The following is a 17571-nucleotide window of genomic DNA, read 5'->3' on the forward strand; positions in this document are numbered from 1 at the left end:
GATGAAACCAATTAAACTTACCATGCAAGCCTTTGGTCCGTTTGCAAAAACCGAAGTCATTGACTTTGAAAAGCTTGGCCGTAACCCTCTGTTTTTGATTAATGGTCCTACAGGCTCAGGTAAAACGTCGATCTTAGATGCCATTTGCTTCGCCCTTTATGGTGAAACCACAGGTAATGAGCGACAAGGTATTCAGATGCGGTGTGACTTATCCGCGCAAGATTTACCAACCGAAGTAGTTCTCGAATTTTCGTTACACGGCAAACAATACCGAGTTGTTCGATCCCCTGAGCAGGAAGCGCCCAAGGCCCGTGGTGAAGGGATGACGATTAAAAAGCACACTGCGGCTCTTTATGAACTCGGTGAGACTGAAACGCTTATCACCAGCAAGACGACTCAGGTTAAAACTGAAGTTAGCAATATTATTGGCTTGAATGAAACTCAATTTCGTCAAGTTATGGTGTTGCCTCAAGGAAAATTCCGAGAACTGTTGCTTGCTAGCTCTAAAGAGCGTGAAGAAATTTTTGGCCAGCTCTTTCAAACTGACATATATAAAAAAATTGAGTACGCGCTCAAAGATAAAGCGAGTGCAATTAGTAAAGCGAAAGGCGAATTTGATAATCAAATTCGAGGTGCTTTACAAGTTGCAGAAGCGAGTTCTGAACAAGAACTATTACAACAACTGGAACAAGTAACTAAGCAATTAGAGTCTGATAAAAAGAATGAGCAAGCAGCGTTAGATAAGCTCAATACTGCTAAATCTGAATTGCAAAAAGCGGAAACCTTGAATGGAGAGTTTTCGAAACGAGAGCAAGCAGAAAGCGCACTCAAGCTGCATCTAGAACACTCAGATTCGATAAAAGCTCGTCAACAGCAATTAGAAAACGCTAAAAATGCCAATAAGATAGAGTTGCCCTATATCTCATTACAAAATGCAAAAGCTCAAACGCAAGAGCTTAGGCAAAAAATCGTAGCTTTGAAAGAGAGTCTCGAAAAAGCTCATGTCGTTGCGAGAGAACAAGAAAACTTGCAGCAAAGTGCAAAAGAGGCCGCGGCAAAGGTCCCGCAGTTAACGCAACTGCAGTATCAGCTTGAAAGTACGAAAAACAAGTTGGTCGAGAAAGACAATTTGGAAAGTAAAATAACGGCGGGTTATCAACAAAAACAACAATTTGAAGCAACGTTAAAACAGTACATAGAACTAAAAGATAAGTTAACGTTACAGGCCCAGCAGGGACAGAAGGAGCTAGAGAAAGCACGAGTTGATGTTGCGCTTATTGGAAGCATCGATGCGGAAATAAAACAAAAACAACGGCTGCTACAGGATCTAAAAAAGCTGCATGATCTTACTTTAGAGCTCTCTAAACTCAATGCGCTAACTGTAGGTAAGCAGCAGTCACTAAACGAAGCCAGTCAGCGCTATATGCAGTGTCAACAAGACGCTGATACGATAGAGCTTAAGTGGCACAACGCTCAAGCAGCAGTATTAGCGCAGCGACTAAAAGCAGGTGAAGCATGCCCGGTGTGTGGTAGCGAAACGCATCCTAACCCCGCAACGTTTGTTGAAGAAGCCGTGACAAAAGAGCAAGTTCAGGCGGCTAGAGCGAAAGAGCGAGAAGCTCAAACCTTGTTGAACCAACTAAGCAATCAGCTAGAACAACATAACGTTGTCATTAGTCAGTATCAGAATCAGTGTAACCAGTTGAAAGAGGAGTTGGGTGAGTATGCTACATCTGAGATCTCGACGGTTCAAAATGATTTGCAAGCGCTTAATGCTCAACTCCTACGTCTACAAGCTATTGATATTGAAAAAATAGAAAGGAACGTTGAACAGCTTAATCAACGCTGCGTCGTGGGTGAAAATAAAATTCATGAGTTACAGAATAAAATTGCGGCAAATGAATCAACCGTTAAAGCGAACCAAGAACAATTGGCTCAATTACAAGCTTCTATTGACCCAAAATACAGTTCCGCTGACTTGCTTGAACGTGAAATTTTGCTGACAAAAGAGCAAATTCTGAGTTTGAACACAGGCTTAGAAAAGGCGCAAACCGCTTTGCAGCAAGCGATATTGGAGAAATCAAATGCGGAAAGTCACTTAGCGACGAACAAGCAGTGGTTATCTGAGTCAGAGCAAAAACTTAGCCAAGCAGAATTAGCGTGGAATGAGGCACTACAGGCGAGTAAATTTGAGGATGAAAGCCATTATCTAAGTAGTCGAGTGGGAGATGATGAACTTCAAGCCTGGCAGCAAGAAATAGACAGCTTCAAACAGGCACAAACCAAGCTTGAGCAAACACTACATGATTTAAATCATGCATTGAAAGATCTTGAAAGGCCTAATTTAGAGTTGTTTAATGACAGGTTAACCACTCTGCAGGCGCAATATATTGAAGTAAGGAATCAACTTGATACCACACGCTCAATATTTGAACGTCTTGAAAAGGTTCGTAAAGATATTGCCGTGTTGCATGAGAAAAATAGTAAGTTAGAAGAAGAATACAAAGTCTTTGGTACGTTGTACGACGTTGCTAGTGGTAAAACAGGCAGCAGGGTTAGCCTACATCGCTTTGTTCTTGGTGTACTGTTGGATGATGTGCTGATTCAGGCCTCCCAACGTTTAAGCCTTATGAGTAAAGGGCGCTATATTCTTGCTCGAAAAACAGAGGGCTTCAAAGGTGCTGCGGGTCGCGGCTTAGATTTAATGGTTGAAGATGGCTACACAGGAAAAACGCGTGATGTTGCGACACTTTCCGGCGGTGAATCATTTATGGCAGCGCTTGCTCTGGCACTTGGTTTGTCGGATGTTGTGCAATCCTATAGTGGCGGTATTCGTTTAGACACTTTATTTATTGATGAGGGCTTCGGTAGTTTAGACCCAGAGTCTTTAGATCTTGCTATTCAAACGCTAGTGGACCTGCAACAGACTGGGCGCATGATCGGTGTTATTTCTCACGTTTCTGAGTTGAAAGAACAAATGGCGCAGAGGATTGATGTAGAACCATCAAGACTTGGTTCAACGGTGTCGATTAAATCTCAATGTCGCTTCGCTGTCTAATTCAGTGACTACTGTTAGATCAAAAAGCCCTTAATGTTGGGGCTTTCTGACTAAGTCGCTACTGTTCGCAAAAGTGGCCTTCTTTTGGCGATTGGGTAATCGCATATTCGCCATCGAGGTTGCGATAAACAATCGTGTTCCAAACAGAGCCATCATCCAATTCAAACTCAATAGCATAGTTGACGCCGCTAACGATTTGCGCGTGAACATTCAGTATTTGTTTAAACGACGCTATTGTGTCCATTTTCTTTAAAACAAAGGCCATTGCCTTTTGTGCATCAGGGGTCGCGTTAAACTCATTCCACCCACCTGGCATGTTTCCTTGTGCATTACATACATCTGCCGAGGTCGTTAATTGTGTCGTTGCGCTCGGCTTTTCCTGCTGACAACCTGCAAGTAACACCAAAAGTGCACAAACTGACACTGTTTTTAATTTCATAACAATAACCTCTGTCTATAACGCAACGTATTATAGGAGGGTGATATGCCTACGAATGTCTATGTTGTGCAAAGTTTCTATATGCATAGGGTTAAATGCTGACAAAATGTACAAGCATGGTCAGCTTGTAAGTCAAAAATAGAGCAATCTTGTTATCGATTTGCTGAGATGACGAGGTTTCGGTGTTCAGCGCGCTATTGATGATGAAGAATTGTGATGTGTACCTATTAGGGCGATGGTGCGGCTTAGTGATCGATTTGTTATCTTCTAGAGTAAAATCAATCACTAATTAAAATTTAGGTGTTGTATGAAATCGATAAAAATATTTTTACTTTTGTCACTTGCAACTTTATTTGGTTGTACCTCGAAGCCGGATGGGGTGGAACCCGTCAATAATTTCGATTTAGAGCCATATCTAGGTAAGTGGTACGAAATTGCACGCCTAGACCATTCATTTGAGCGAGGCTTATCCAACGTTACCGCTGAGTATCAGGTTCGCGAGGATGGTGGGGTTAAGGTGATAAACCGTGGATATTCCGAAGAAGAGCGACAGTGGTCAGAAGCTGAAGGCAAAGCTTATTTTGTTGAAGATAAAACGGTTGGACACTTAAAGGTTTCCTTTTTTGGGCCAATATACTCTTCTTACATTGTTTTTGAGCTAGGTGAAAACTATAACTATGCGTTTGTTTCCGGTTACAACCACGACTATTTGTGGCTATTGTCTAGAACGCCTAACGTTGATGAGAAAGTAGTGGAGCGCTTTAAGTACGTAGCTAAAGAGAAAGGTTTCGCTATAGACGAGCTCATTTTTGTTGAACAAGAGAAACAAAGACAGCTTTAAGTTCATCAGCGTGGCTGAAAAAGCGGACAGAGGGGAAGCTTCCTAATTAAGAGCTCAGTTTGTCATTTCGCTTAACAGTAATTTGTTACCGCGTAACTTAATGTGGTCAAAATGGATATAGCCCCATCATTTGTGATTACTCGTGATGGGGCTTATATAAATTTGAGTGAGCGTCGAAAGGTTGATCTATCAACAAACGGTTATGGTTTACTTAATCAAACGAACGATCAGGGAGCCTGGTGCTCGAATAGATTCAACATTGTGGCTAAGTACTGTGCCGCTTGTTGGGGCGGTGTAGCGTTTAATCTCAGCGCCAAAGCTGTCGTATTGAATCGCAAGAAGTTGACCTTGCTCGACAAAATCCATCAAACTAACATGAGGCAGTACAAAGCCGCCGTGTGTCGCTTTCACACTGACGATTTCGTTTCCTTCCAAGCATGACGTAATAGTGTCCACATCACCTTCAACAATGTTATGCTCTTTCAGCACATTAAAAATGCCTGTTACAGTTCGACTGATGAGCTCTTGCTCGGTGTATCGCCCCATACCTACTTCAACTGTAATGCTTGGGACACCGTGGTTATTCCAAACCGTTTCAAGGACGCCAGCATCTCCAGGATCATTTAAAATCGCATCAGGATTAATGAGACGAGCCATTTCTAATGATTGCTCGATTCGGAAATCTGCAAACACGTAAAGCGGATAGGCCGCACCACTGGTTTGAGTGTGAAGGTCAATGGCTAAATCAGCATTTGGTTTGAGCAAATCATTCCACAATGCATATAAGTAGCGTTGGGCTTCATTGCCGTTTTGGTCACCAGGAAAAAAGCGGTTTAAGTTTGCAGGAGACGCATCAGGGTCTGCGGAATAGAAATCACGGCTATGGTTTAGCATACCTGGCATGTTAACGGTTGGAACAATAGTGACAGTACCAGCGACTTCAGTGCCGATGAGCTCTCGAGCAGTTTGCTGCGCTGCTAACACACCATTGTACTCATCACCATGAACCCCTGCGGTAATCATGATTTTCTTGCCAGGTTTTTCACCTTTGAACACTAGTACAGGTAAGTGTTGCCACTGAGAGAGAGCATTCGTTGCGATGCGAAACCAAAACTTATGCTCGCCCGAATTTAGGTCTGCTACATTGAGAGATTGAATCACTTGATGACCCTGAATCACGTCATCGAGAAATTGTGTTGCCATTAAAGTTACCACTCCAAAACCATAAGCTAATCTAAAACCTTAGCGTGGTCATACCATGAATATTAATAAGGCGAGAACATGTCTCGCCTTAATTACCAATTGGTTTCGTTTTACGCAAAACCCATAATATGAGCTGCGATAACGACGATACTTGATAGGGTAAAGAGTAATAGAATAAATCGCCAGCAGAATTTTGCCCAGTCACCCCAGTCGATACGGCAGACACCAAGCGTTGCCATGAGAGATGCCGAAGTAGGGACGATAACGTTAGTAAAGCCATCGCCAAGTTGGAATGACAAAACTGCGACTTGGCGCGTAACTCCTGCAATGTCTGCCAGAGGGGCCAGTAGAGGCATCGTTAGTGCCGCTTGTCCAGAGCCCGAAGTGACAAAGAAGTTGAAGATAGATTGGAATACATACATTAACCATGCTGCAGCTACGTCAGGAAGCCCACTGATCACGCCGCCAGCACTGTTTAGAATTGAGTTCAGTACACTCGCTTCATCAGTTGTACCACCACCAAGGATCAACAATACCCCTTTTGCACAACCCACTAATAGGGCAGGTGCAAGCATAATAGCTGCACCTTCTTTAAATGCATCAGCTGCGCAGTTTAGCGTCATACCGTTCAGGCGGAAAATCGTACCGATGATCGCGACAACAAAGCCCATAGTGAAAAATTGAGACGCGATTTCTGGGATGTACCATGCGTTAGCGACTACGCCCCAAACGACCCACACCGTGGTCGCAATAACCGTAAGGATAACGAGTGTGTCACCTAGGTTCCAACGAGAATCTTGATTGCCAAGCTCTTGCTGACGGAAATACTGGTCTGTGCGATGGCTGTAAGAAAGTTTAGGATTTGACTTCACACGAGCGGCGTAGATCATTGTGAAAGCGATACCGATTAACGTAAAGCCAGCCCATAACCCCATGCGTACTGTCATGCCGGATAAAACAGGTACACCCGCAATGCCTTGCGCAATAGCGACGGAAAAAGGGTTCATCCAAGAAGTAGCGAAGCCAATTTGAGTCGCAACATAGGTAACCATTACCGTAGTGATACCATCATAACCAAGGCGAACCATAAGCGGCGCGATAATAATCGCAAACGCTACGGCTTCTTCACCCATACCAAATACCGCACCGCCTAGCGAGAACAGCAAAAATAGCACTGGAATGAATAGCGCTTCGTTACCTTTGGTCTTATCGATAAGGCGCAGGATACCGTTATCGATTGTGCCTGTGCGCATTACAACGCCGAAAGCACCGCCGATAACCAACATGAACATAATCACGCCGATTGCGCTGCCCCATTTAGAGCCAGAAACTAGCCCTTCGAAAGGGAAGTTCATCAGACCAATGCCACCACCAGAAGCAAACAGGCCAACCTTGTTGTAAACCAATTCACCGTTTTCGTCGGTTGCATAAGAGAAAGAAGAAGGATCGATAACTGTGCGAGTTTTTTCTGCACCGTCGACCATGTAGGTCACCTGTTGGCTATCAAAATGACCAGCAGGAATTAAGTAGGTAAGAATCGCAGCAAGAATACCAACAATGAAGATCAAAATGAGGGTATCTGGCATCTGCCACGACTTAGGGGTAGCAACCGAGTCTGCTAGTTGCGCATGTGTGTGAGACATAACTTACTTCACGTCAAATTCAATAAAGCATGAAATATCGATAAAATAGAATAAAAAGTCAATATTAATGCTTATGTTGAACTATAAATTCATCAAATATTTGAAGTGAAGTTAATTTGATTGTTTTGTGGTCAAATGTTGGGTTAATGTTTCAATATGCGTTGAGTTTGGATGATTCACGAGCTTTCATAGTCATCTACAGGTGATCTAATTACTTGATTTCTGTCTGTTCTGCATAAAAAGCAGCGACATCACGAAGGTCTTCATCATTTAACATTTTTAACTGTGCTGCCATCATTTCTGCAAGCGGCCCTTTACGCTCACCGGCTTGATAAGATTTCATTGCATTGTAAAGGTACTGAGAATTTTGACCAGCAAGGCTTGGATAGGTGTTGTTCGTTGCGATGCCTTTAACACCGTGACAATAGACACAGCTAGGTGATTTGATTTTACCTTTATCAGCATCACCAAACGGCTCGGCATGGATAGCGGAAGAGAAAATAAAAGAGATTAGAAGTACAAACCTGAGCATGGAGGTTATCTATTCGCTAAAAATCATGGCGATACAATAAAGCTTCCCCTTAGGGGAAGCTCAATGATCAAAATCAAATTAAAGTAGAGATTTTATACTTGATAAGAAAGTGTCGATGTCTTTCGCTGAAATATCTTTATGAGTTACAAAACGAATTGGATTTCCAGGGGTTATCGTGATGTTTTGTTCCTTTAGTTTCGCAGCGATACTTACTATGTCCACTTGAGGATCAAGCTTCGCGAACACGATGTTCGTTTGAACAAATTCAGGGTTGACTGAAAAACCAGGCAGTTCTGCTAAACCTTCCGCTAAGGTTTTTGCGTTGATGTGGTCTTGTTTTAGCTGTTCCACTTGTTCGGTAAGGGCAAGTTTGCCTGCTGCGGCAAGAATACCCGCTTGACGCATACCACCGCCGACCATCTTTCTTAAGCGACGTGCTTTTGCGATGTAGTCTTTGCTACCAAGTAGTAGCGAGCCAACAGGGGCAGCCAGACCTTTCGACAGACAGATCGTCATTGAATCAAAGTACTGACCGATCTCTTTTACCGGAACATCAAGTGCAACGGCTGCGTTAAAAACGCGAGCGCCATCTAGATGCATCTGCAAGTTATGTTTATTCACGAAGTCACGTGCTTCTGCTAAGTAAGACAGAGGTAGTACTTTACCATTAATTGTGTTTTCTAAGCTGAGAAGCTTAGTGCGAGCAAAGTGACAATCATCTGGTTTAATCGCAGCAGTCAGTTTATCAAATGGTAGCGTGCCATCTGGGTTATTTTCGACTGGTTGAGGTTGAATTGATCCCAAAACCGCCGCGCCACCAGCTTCGTATTTGTAGTTATGTGCTTGTTGCCCACATAGATATTCATCTCCCCGCTCGCAATGCGCCATTAAACCGAGCAGATTGGCTTGAGTGCCTGAAGTGGTAAACAAAGCTGCTTCGAAACCAGCAAGCTGCGCAGCAAATTTTTCAAGCTCATTGACCGTAGGGTCATCACCATAAACATCATCCCCAACGGGGGCCTTAAACATGGCTTCTCGCATGGCTTGGGTGGGCTGTGTAACGGTATCTGATCGAAAATCCATGAATGTCTCCTTGGTCAAAGTCCTAAATATATCCGCAAAGGCGCGCTTTGCTTAAGCAAGCGATCGTTTTGGCATCGGTGATCGTGCCATCGACTATCTTTTCTTCGAGTTGCTTGATTGACAAGGTGACGACCTCAATCACTTCGTCTTCATCGCACTCGTAACGGTTTGTTTTGTTGAGCTTTTCGGCAACAAATAGATACTGTATCTCATCACAAAATCCGGCAAGAGGGGTGACTTGGCCGAGAGACGTGAATTTCTCTGCACTAAACCCAGTTTCTTCCTCTAACTCTCTTTTGGCGCAGCAGAGTGGCTCTTCGTTGCCTTCTCTCTGGTACCAGCAGGAAGTTCCAATAGCCATTTATTAAGTGAAGGCCGAAATTGGTGGACAAGGACAATGTGACCCTCCGCTGTAATAGGGAGAATCACCGCAGCACCCGGATGATGGATTGTGGTGTGCGTAATTGCCTGTCCTGTAGGAAGCACAACGTCTTCTTCAATCAGAGAAATTTGCTTCCATTTATGAATTATCTTGCTCATGCAGTTATAAACCCTAGCTGTTACCGCATTTTTGACGTTTTTCGACATTAACCACAAATGGTGGGAAACAAAAGCAAAAAATACTGCAACACGACGAAAGCGTTTGCACTTTAAGTGAGCAATGTCTCATAAATGGAAACTTTGATTGCTTCGTCAAGAAGGGGAAAAGCATCTGCTATAAGGGGAATTCGACAAAATACATTTGTAACAAAGTTATAACAAGTGTATAAAAATGTTAACACAATACCACTTCAGCAGCCGGAGAACGTATGACACAAACCTTATTTACCTCAAATGCCGAAAAAGCGCTTCTCTCAGAACGCATCAATAAATTAGCGAAAGCGTTAACGGATGGCGTTTATGAGCGTGAACATACGATCAAGCTCTGCCTTCTTGCTGCACTTGCTGGTGAAAGTGTTTTTCTTTTAGGTCCCCCTGGTATTGCAAAAAGCTTAATTGCCAAACGACTCATCCAAGCGTTCGATAACAGCAGTTACTTCGAATACCTGATGACGCGCTTCTCAACCCCTGAAGAGGTGTTTGGGCCACTGAGTATCCAAGAGCTAAAAGACAACGGCCGTTATGTTCGCTTAACTAAAGGGTATTTGCCAACTGCACAAGTCGTATTTTTGGATGAAATCTGGAAGGCGGGCCCTGCAATTCTTAATACATTGCTGACAGTGGTTAATGAGAAAACATTCAAAAATGGCAGCGATATCGAGCGTGTGCCAATGCGCTTGTTGGTATCGGCTTCCAATGAATTACCCGATGAAGATAGTGGATTGGATGCGCTCTACGACCGCATGTTGGTGCGTGTGTTTGTGAATCGAATTCAGAATAAACAAAACTTTAAGTCGATGTTGACTGTGGGCACATCGCAAGAGGCACAAGTACCAGAAGGCCTAGCGATAACTGATGAAGAATATCATCAATGGCAACAACAGCTCGACAAATTGACGTTAACCGACAATGCATTCGAAAAGCTTTTCCAGCTTAAAACGATGTTAGAAAGCAAAGTTGAAGCTCAGTTTGGTGATGTGGCCAATACCGATATGTATGTCTCTGACCGCCGCTGGAAGAAAGCCGTGAAGTTGTTAAAAGCGAGCGCGTTTTTTAATGGTCGCGATGAAATAAATCCGCTTGACCTTTTACTGCTGCAAGATTGTTTATGGAACAGTCCTGAATCGCGAGATGTGGTACGTGAAGTGGTTCAAGAGTTCGCCTTAAAACATGCATTTGATCAACAAGACGCGGAGCAGGAAATCGAGTACTGCCGTGAGTCTTTGGTTGATGTCCAACATGAACTAGAAGATGCCTACCGCATGACGTTAACGTCTGAAGCGGCCACGGGTATTTTGCGTAAAGAAACCATGCGCTTTGATACCTCTAAAGCCAAGATGTACAAAGTTGGCGCAGCCGTTAACTTAGTTAAATTGGTTGTCTTGCAAAGCAACATGTCGGTTTCAGAATCAGAAAAAGGTGATAGCCGCTGGGTTTATGTACCCAAAGATGAGTTAGATCGAGTCATTAAAGAGGGAAGCGGTGATGTGTATGGTTACGTCAATCAAAACACCAACATGTGCCGTTTACGATTTGATGTTGACGCGGCGAATAACCTAGTTATCCGTGATATCGCGAACCGAGGCATTTTGGTTAGCCTAGTGACTCAAGAGGGCTTGGATGTAGAGCTTTACCAAAAGTGGTTAACGCAGAGCGAAAAAGCCGTAAATCAGCTTAGTGAGGCAGAACACCATATGCGCAAGGTGAAAGCGAACTTTCATGATGCGCTTCCGCATAGCTTTGTTGATCCTGAACTACCCCGCCTTATGGAGTCGAGTCTACAACAGGTCAGTCAGAGACTTGAATCAATCCAAGCAGAAAGTGAAAAAGTTATCCAACGCTTTAAAAACTTAAATCAGTTTTTCTCATAAGGAGACGACATGCTAGGTGCAGACGGACTTAACCTCGCGCTGATGGTGGCCGACTCCGGCATCATCGATAGCGCAGTTAATGATTTGATGGCTCGTTCACAAGTCATGATGATGGCAGAAAACCGAGGTGTTAAATCTTCGGTCAAAGGTCACTTGTTAAAGTGGCGAGGCAGCGTCAAAAAACGGATCACCAAGGTATGTGAGACAGAGCGTTTCCAACAAGAGCTGTCTTTATATCAAGAGGTTATTCATTGGGATGAAGAGGCGTTTTTTGAAAACATCGAAGATGTGATTAAAAAGCTGGAATGGCACTCTGCGTTTTACATGCAAGCTCGCCGAATGATGGAAAAGAACAAAGGGATGAATAACCCTATGTTCCCTCATTACTTTTGTGATCAATGGTACAAAAGCCTCACCGATGCTATAAAACAAGCGCAAGTAAGCGAGCTTGAAGCCAATAAAGAAAAGGTGCTGAATGACCTGTATCAACGTATGGAAACCATGCGTAATATGGATAAAGTCACGGAGTCGGGTGACGCTGAAAGTGTAGGGCGCCTGTGGGATATGGCATCTGCCAAGTTGAGTAAAACAGACTTAACGGTGATGAAACGCCATGCTGAGTTTCTGAAGAAGCACCAAGGCTTGCAAGAAATTGCGGAGCAACTCGGTCGTATGGCGGGGCAAGTAAATGATCCTGAACTAAATCGTGCGCCCACTGAAGAACTTCAATTGGTCGAAGAGAAAAGTGATGAGGCGACGGATGATATTGTCGGTATTCACGAAAGCGATGATCTAAATAAGCTACTTCCCAACGAAACGATGTTTTTGGCGTATCCTGAACTTGAAGTTGTGTTCTATAAACACTTAGTTGATAAACGGCTCATGAACTATCGTACACAAGGCAAATCGCGCACGTTACGTAAAGTTAAAGCTCACCGACCTGACCATAAAGCGGTAGATATCGAAAAAGGCCCCTTCATTGTTTGTGTGGACGCGTCCGGTTCCATGAGTGGCTTTCCTGAGCAATGCGCCAAAGCCATGGCTTATGCTCTGATGCAAATCGCACTAGCGGAGCAACGTGATTGCTATGTCATTATTTTTTCTACGGAACACATTACCTACGAACTAACCAAACAAGATGGTCTGCGCGAGGCGGCGGACTTTCTAACTTATAGCTTCCATGGTGGTACAGACTTAGAGCCAACTTTGATTAAATCTATCGACTTGATGAGCGGTGATAAATATAAAAACGCAGACATGGTAGTCATTTCCGACTTTATCGCGCCAAAACAACAAGACGAGTTACTGGCCAAAGTGGATGCGCTCAAAGCGAAGAAAAACCGTTTTCACGCGATTAGCTTATCGAAATACGGAAATCCTGCATTAATGTCGATGTTTGATCACACTTGGTCTTATCACCCTAATGTTGTGGGAAGATTGCTAAAAAGGGTCAGCAACTATTAAACGCCTTAATGCTTCATGGGACAAAACGAACTGAAAGCGAGATTTATATTGCTTCGTTTTAAGCCAATAAGATCGAACTTTGGTCGAATTGACTTAAAAGAAATCAAACGAACAGAAAATGAAATGTTTTTGTTTGACTATCTTCTCTCAATCCGTAAAGTAGCCACCAACGCAACGGGGTAGAGCCCTGAAGCGTAATAAAAAGGCGCCTTGGCAGAGTGGCTATGCAGCGGATTGCAAATCCGTGGACCTCGGTTCGACTCCGGGAGGCGCCTCCATTATTCTTTTGAGAGCGAATGGCTTTCGAGAATAAATGCGACACTAGCTCAGTTGGTAGAGCGCAACCTTGCCAAGGTTGAGGTCACGAGTTCGAACCTCGTGTGTCGCTCCAAATTATTCAGATATGGCCATGGCGGTATCTCGATGCCAAGTGCATCAACTTAAAACCAGCGAAAGCTGGTTTTTTTGTATCTGAAGACTGATAAATTCACACCATCTCTTTTTCATTACCTGTGAGCTTAGCAACCCCATCTCTGTCACGAGTTTCTGATATTAAGTGTGACCCGATGTTTCGCACCTCAGCCAATTTCAGTTTACAATACGGGCTTCCAAAGGATTTGACGAAGACGCATGAGAAATACCGACGATTACATCATTTTTTATCACTTGATCGAGCAAGGTTCATTCAGTGCTGCCGCGAGACATATGTCACTGACCAAATCGGTCGTCAGTAAACGGATTGCCAAGCTTGAACAAGAGCTTGGTGTACAGCTTCTCTACCGAACAACGCGAACGCTAACGTTGACTGAAGCAGGACGAGCGTTTTTTACTCATGCAAAAGCGGTTTATCAAGCGGTGGCAACGGCGGAAGAATCCATTGTGGGTTTAGGTAAAAACTTATCTGGAAACATTAAAATTTCGGTGCCTACTATCTCTGGTGAATTAATTCTTCCTCAAGTGATTAATGAATTTAATCAGAAATACCCAGACATCAATATAGATATGGATCTAGATAATCGTTTCGTCGATATCGTGAATGAACGTTTTGATTTGGCAATTAGAACGGGTGTGTTGCCAGATTCTAGTCTGATTGCAAGAAAGCTGGTGGATGCAAATTGGATCATTTGCGCGTCACCCCAATACCTAGCTAAACATGGCATACCTAAACAACCTCAAGCCTTGGCTAAACACAATTGTTTAGTCTATTCCTACCAAGAAACCGGAGCGCATGAGTGGGCGTTTAAAGATGGAGACGAGGTATATCAAATCACCGTCGACGGTAACCTCTGTACTAACAATTCTTCTGTATTGAGAAATGTGGCGCTGTTAGGGCAGGGAATCATCTATGTGCCGCGTGTATTGGTTTATGAAGACTTAAAACAAGGCAGTCTGATTCAGTTATTTAAAGACGAAACAGCCAAATGTTTGGGTATTTATGCGGTGTACCCGTACACTCGTCAGCAACCAGAAAAAATTAAGATCTTTATCGATCATCTATACACAAGCTTTCAAAGTCAAAACCATCGATTTTAAGCCAATAACTCAACACCGATCGTTATGTTGGTGTTGAGCTTATGTTTCCATCTTCATTTCTAAGAGTCCTCTTAAATTTAGGAGCTTACGCTTCTCCTCGTTTTCTTCACTAATATTGATAACAAGATACCCCGCACAACTGTTAACAAATGGTTTTGCTATTGTTTCTTTTAAGAAACGGTCTGTTTCTTACGTTAAATTTCTCAAATGTGAAAGATAAGTAACAGAAAAATAAAGAATTATTTTGTTTGTTGTTTATTGATTACGTATTGTTCGTCCGCCTGACATAGACGCAGAGAAATGGACTGCTTATAGTGGCTCAAACGCCATGCCTGCCGCTAAGCGGTGTTGTGAGCGAAGTACAATAACTAGAGATACGGATATGAAACAAAAGCAGCTGATTGAAGAATTTAAAACCATCGTGGGGGAAGAAAATGTTCTAACCGACGAGGTTAAAACGAAATATTACCGCTCGGGGTTTCGTTCGGGTAGTGGTAATGCGCTTGCTATCGTGTTTCCTAACACTCTTCTAGAACAATGGAAGATTATTAAACAGTGTGTTGAAGCAAACTGCATCATTATCATGCAGGCGGCTAAAACAGGTTTAACAGAGGGCTCAGCTCCGAGTGGTAATGATTATGATCGCGATGTGGTTGTGATCAATATTACCAAAATCAAGAAGATTCACTTATTAGATGGTGGTAAGCAGGCGGTTTGCTTGCCTGGTGCGAGCTTACACTCTTTGGAGAAAGAGTTGAAGGCAGTGAACCGAGCACCGCATTCTATCATCGGCTCTTCATCGCTAGGTGCCACTGTGGTCGGTGGTATCGCCAATAACTCAGGCGGTGCGCTAGTTAAGCGTGGTCCTGCTTATACGGAACTGGCGCTCTACGCGCAGGTCGATAAGCAAGGCCAGTTACATTTGGTGAACCACCTTGGTATTGAAGGGTTAGGTGAAACGCCAGAAGAAATTCTAACAAACCTGCAAGAAGGGAACTTTGACCCAGCGAAGATCATTCATGATGAGCGAATGGCATCAGACAAAGAATACGATGAACGTGTTCGAGACGTGACTTCTGACATTCCTTCTCGTTTTAATGCCGATGAACGCCGATTATTTGAAGCCAGTGGCTGCGCTGGTAAGTTGGGGGTTTTTGCCGTTCGGGTTGACAGCTACTCAGTACCAGAAAAAGAGCAGGTTTTTTACCTTGGCACCAATGACCCTGCGAAACTAACGAAGTTGCGAAAAGACTTCTTATCTACGTTTCATAACTTGCCTGAGATGGGAGAATACTTGCATCGAGATATCTTTAACATGGCAGAGAAGTACGGCAAGGATGTGTTCTTATCCATCGACTTGTTAGGCACAGATAAGCTACCAAAAATGTTCGCACTTAAAGCTAAGGTAGAAAATTTCTTAGAGCGCATCCCGTTTGTCAGTAAATATCTGCCAGACACCATTTTGTACTACGCGAGCAAGTTGTTCCCACAACACTTACCAGAGCGAATGCTGGATTTCCGTGACAAGTATGAGCATCACCTGGTATTGAAAATGAGTGATGGTGGTATTACTGAAGCACAAAAATACCTCAAAGAAGTTTGGGCTGTTGAAGACGACTGTGATTTCTTCGAGTGTACGCCGGAAGAGGGTAAAAAAGCTTATTTACATCGCTTTGCAGCAGCAGGTGCAGCAATTCGTTACGAGACGATTCACCGAAAAGACGTAGAAGACATCGTTGCACTTGATATTGCATTGCGACGCAATGATGAAGAGTGGCTAGAAACTTTGCCTGAAGAGGTGAGTAAGAACCTTGTTCAAGCGCTCTATTATGGTCACTTTATGTGTTACGTCTTCCATCAAGATTACATTTTCAAAAAAGGGACTGACACGAAGTTGATGAAAAAGCTGATGCTAGAGCACCTCAATAGCCGTGGTGCCAAATACCCAGCAGAACATAACGTGGGTCACTTGTATGAAGCCGAAAACTCGTTGCAGAAGTTTTACCACGAATTAGACCCAACCAATACCTTTAACCCTGGTATTGGTAAAATGGACAAATATAAGCGCAATTGTAACTGCTGTGCGTGATGTGCTGTCTCACCATGATTAATAATCGTTGTTCATCGTTAAAATGATGAGCATAAGATAAGCCCTGATGATACTTGTGACATCAGGGCTTTGTGTTTTGGGTCTTTTATTGATGACTGGTATCGGTTTTGAAACAACGACTAAAGAGCACGTACTGCAGCGGCGGCGATGATGCCTGCTGCGATTGCGGGTAGAGGCTTTTTCACGATGAACATGACAACGGCAGTAGAAAACAGTGCTGCTCTAGCACCATTATCCCCCTCTACTGCTAGCGGAGCTAAAAGGGCAACCAGTACGGAGCCTGACATCGCAGTAATGAAACGTTGAACCCGTTCGCTAATTGGAATGAATGACATAACATACACTCCGCCCCAGCGGGTTATGAGCGTGACTAACGCCATAGCGATGATGATAAGCAGTGTGCCACCTAAGGTTGTTTCGATGTTCATGCTTTCTTCTCCTTCCAACAAGCACCCAATACTCCGCCAGTAATGGCGCCAACCACTACGTGGCTATTCTCTGGCAAATACCAATACGCCAACATAGAAGAGGCTGCTGCTATGGCCCAAATCGCAAAGATTCTTAAGTCTTTCGGCCCGGCCACCACCATAGACAGCAGGAAGCATCCCATAACCATATCGAGCCCGAGGCCCACCGGATCTTTGATTGCGCTACCAAAATAAATGCCGATCCAGGTGCCCACAATCCAAAAAGACCACATCGCTAAGCCGCCACCAATAAGCAAGCCAAAGCCTGGTTCTTTTCTACCAAATGCATTGAGTGCCATTGCCCAGTTAGCGTCTGATGCTACCAGCATTACACCGTAACGTTTTGTTGGTGGGAGTTGTCGTAACCATGGATAAAGTGTGGCTCCCATCAAGAGGTGACGAGCATTAATAGCAAATACAGTAATAAGAACTGGAATGAGAGGGACTTCTGCTCCCCACATTTCTAACGTGGCAAATTGTGAAGCACCGGCGAAGACCAGTGTGCTCATCAACATTGTGGGAAATACATCTAGTCCAGTCTGTACGGCAGCAACACCGAAAGCGAGGCCAAATATGACCACGAACATAGAGAGGGGTAAAAGTTGGGTGAATCCGTTCCAGACGTCAAGCCGATTAAATTCGTGCAACTCAGCGGAGGAGCGTTGAAGATGTTGAGTATTTTCTGTCATAGAGATACCTAGCTAGCAGGCAAAGGGGCAGTGCCATA

The 17571-nt window shown here is 43.7% G+C and carries 13 protein-coding genes, 2 tRNA genes and 1 pseudogene; 8 read left to right on the plus strand and 8 right to left on the minus strand.

The window, feature by feature from the left end:
- Nucleotide 1 precedes the first annotated feature (1 nt).
- A complete protein-coding gene (locus tag J4N43_RS19270; RefSeq protein ID WP_053349932.1) occupies nucleotides 2–3058 on the plus strand; it encodes an AAA family ATPase in 3057 nt (1018 codons plus the stop codon).
- A gap of 58 nt (nucleotides 3059–3116) precedes the next feature.
- Here the strand turns inward: J4N43_RS19270 and J4N43_RS19275 are convergent, their stop codons facing one another.
- Nucleotides 3117–3497, minus strand: a complete 381-nt coding sequence (locus tag J4N43_RS19275; RefSeq protein ID WP_017633640.1) for a cystatin domain-containing protein — start codon at nucleotides 3495–3497, stop codon at nucleotides 3117–3119.
- A 307-nt stretch (nucleotides 3498–3804) separates the two neighbouring features.
- Here J4N43_RS19275 and J4N43_RS19280 point away from each other — a divergent pair, with 307 nt between their 5' ends.
- Nucleotides 3805–4338 (plus strand): lipocalin family protein, encoded by a 534-nt coding sequence (locus J4N43_RS19280; RefSeq protein ID WP_005375974.1) that lies wholly within the window; start codon nucleotides 3805–3807, stop codon nucleotides 4336–4338.
- 207 nt (nucleotides 4339–4545) lie between these two features.
- Here the strand turns inward: J4N43_RS19280 and J4N43_RS19285 are convergent, their stop codons facing one another.
- The 5 genes and pseudogenes from J4N43_RS19285 to J4N43_RS19305 form a co-directional block, all read right to left on the minus strand.
- Nucleotides 4546–5541: a succinylglutamate desuccinylase/aspartoacylase family protein gene (locus J4N43_RS19285; protein WP_053349931.1), complete on the minus strand. Its 996-nt coding sequence runs from the start codon at nucleotides 5539–5541 to the stop codon at nucleotides 4546–4548.
- A gap of 110 nt (nucleotides 5542–5651) precedes the next feature.
- Nucleotides 5652–7184 (minus strand): putative basic amino acid antiporter YfcC, encoded by a 1533-nt coding sequence (gene yfcC, locus J4N43_RS19290; protein ID WP_080996834.1) that lies wholly within the window; start codon nucleotides 7182–7184, stop codon nucleotides 5652–5654.
- Between the two features lie 211 nt (nucleotides 7185–7395).
- Entirely contained in the window at nucleotides 7396–7716 is a 321-nt protein-coding gene (locus J4N43_RS19295) for a c-type cytochrome (RefSeq protein WP_005375977.1), read from the minus strand.
- 78 nt (nucleotides 7717–7794) lie between these two features.
- A complete protein-coding gene (ltaE, locus tag J4N43_RS19300) occupies nucleotides 7795–8799 on the minus strand; it encodes a low-specificity L-threonine aldolase (RefSeq protein ID WP_062730971.1) in 1005 nt (334 codons plus the stop codon).
- 22 nt (nucleotides 8800–8821) lie between these two features.
- Nucleotides 8822–9339, minus strand: a pseudogene (locus J4N43_RS19305) (NUDIX hydrolase).
- A gap of 269 nt (nucleotides 9340–9608) precedes the next feature.
- Here J4N43_RS19305 and J4N43_RS19310 point away from each other — a divergent pair.
- The 6 genes from J4N43_RS19310 to dld all read left to right on the plus strand — a co-directional run bounded on the left by J4N43_RS19310 (nucleotide 9609) and on the right by dld (nucleotide 16356).
- Nucleotides 9609–11270 (plus strand): ATPase RavA domain-containing protein, encoded by a 1662-nt coding sequence (locus tag J4N43_RS19310; RefSeq protein ID WP_005375980.1) that lies wholly within the window; start codon nucleotides 9609–9611, stop codon nucleotides 11268–11270.
- 9 nt (nucleotides 11271–11279) lie between these two features.
- Nucleotides 11280–12734: an ATPase RavA stimulator ViaA gene (gene viaA, locus J4N43_RS19315; RefSeq protein WP_005375981.1), complete on the plus strand. Its 1455-nt coding sequence runs from the start codon at nucleotides 11280–11282 to the stop codon at nucleotides 12732–12734.
- Between the two features lie 204 nt (nucleotides 12735–12938).
- Nucleotides 12939–13012 (plus strand) — tRNA-Cys (locus J4N43_RS19320).
- Between the two features lie 37 nt (nucleotides 13013–13049).
- Nucleotides 13050–13125 (plus strand) — tRNA-Gly (locus J4N43_RS19325).
- A gap of 239 nt (nucleotides 13126–13364) precedes the next feature.
- On the plus strand, nucleotides 13365–14267 hold the full coding sequence (locus J4N43_RS19330; RefSeq protein ID WP_017633645.1) for a LysR family transcriptional regulator: 903 nt from the start codon (nucleotides 13365–13367) through the stop codon (nucleotides 14265–14267).
- A 382-nt stretch (nucleotides 14268–14649) separates the two neighbouring features.
- Nucleotides 14650–16356, plus strand: a complete 1707-nt coding sequence (gene dld, locus J4N43_RS19335) for a D-lactate dehydrogenase (RefSeq protein WP_062730972.1) — start codon at nucleotides 14650–14652, stop codon at nucleotides 16354–16356.
- Between the two features lie 140 nt (nucleotides 16357–16496).
- Here dld and J4N43_RS19340 read toward each other — a convergent pair whose 3' ends face one another.
- Nucleotides 16497–16805, minus strand: a complete 309-nt coding sequence (locus tag J4N43_RS19340; protein ID WP_017820198.1) for an AzlD family protein — start codon at nucleotides 16803–16805, stop codon at nucleotides 16497–16499.
- Complete coding sequence (locus tag J4N43_RS19345; protein WP_062730973.1) at nucleotides 16802–17533, minus strand: AzlC family ABC transporter permease; 732 nt, start codon at nucleotides 17531–17533, stop codon at nucleotides 16802–16804. The genes J4N43_RS19340 and J4N43_RS19345 overlap by 4 nt, the downstream gene beginning before the upstream one ends.
- Nucleotides 17534–17571 lie beyond the last annotated feature (38 nt).

The sequence above is a fragment of the Vibrio sp. SCSIO 43009 genome, assembly GCF_023716525.1.
Classification (GTDB): Bacteria; Pseudomonadota; Gammaproteobacteria; order Enterobacterales; family Vibrionaceae; genus Vibrio; species Vibrio alginolyticus.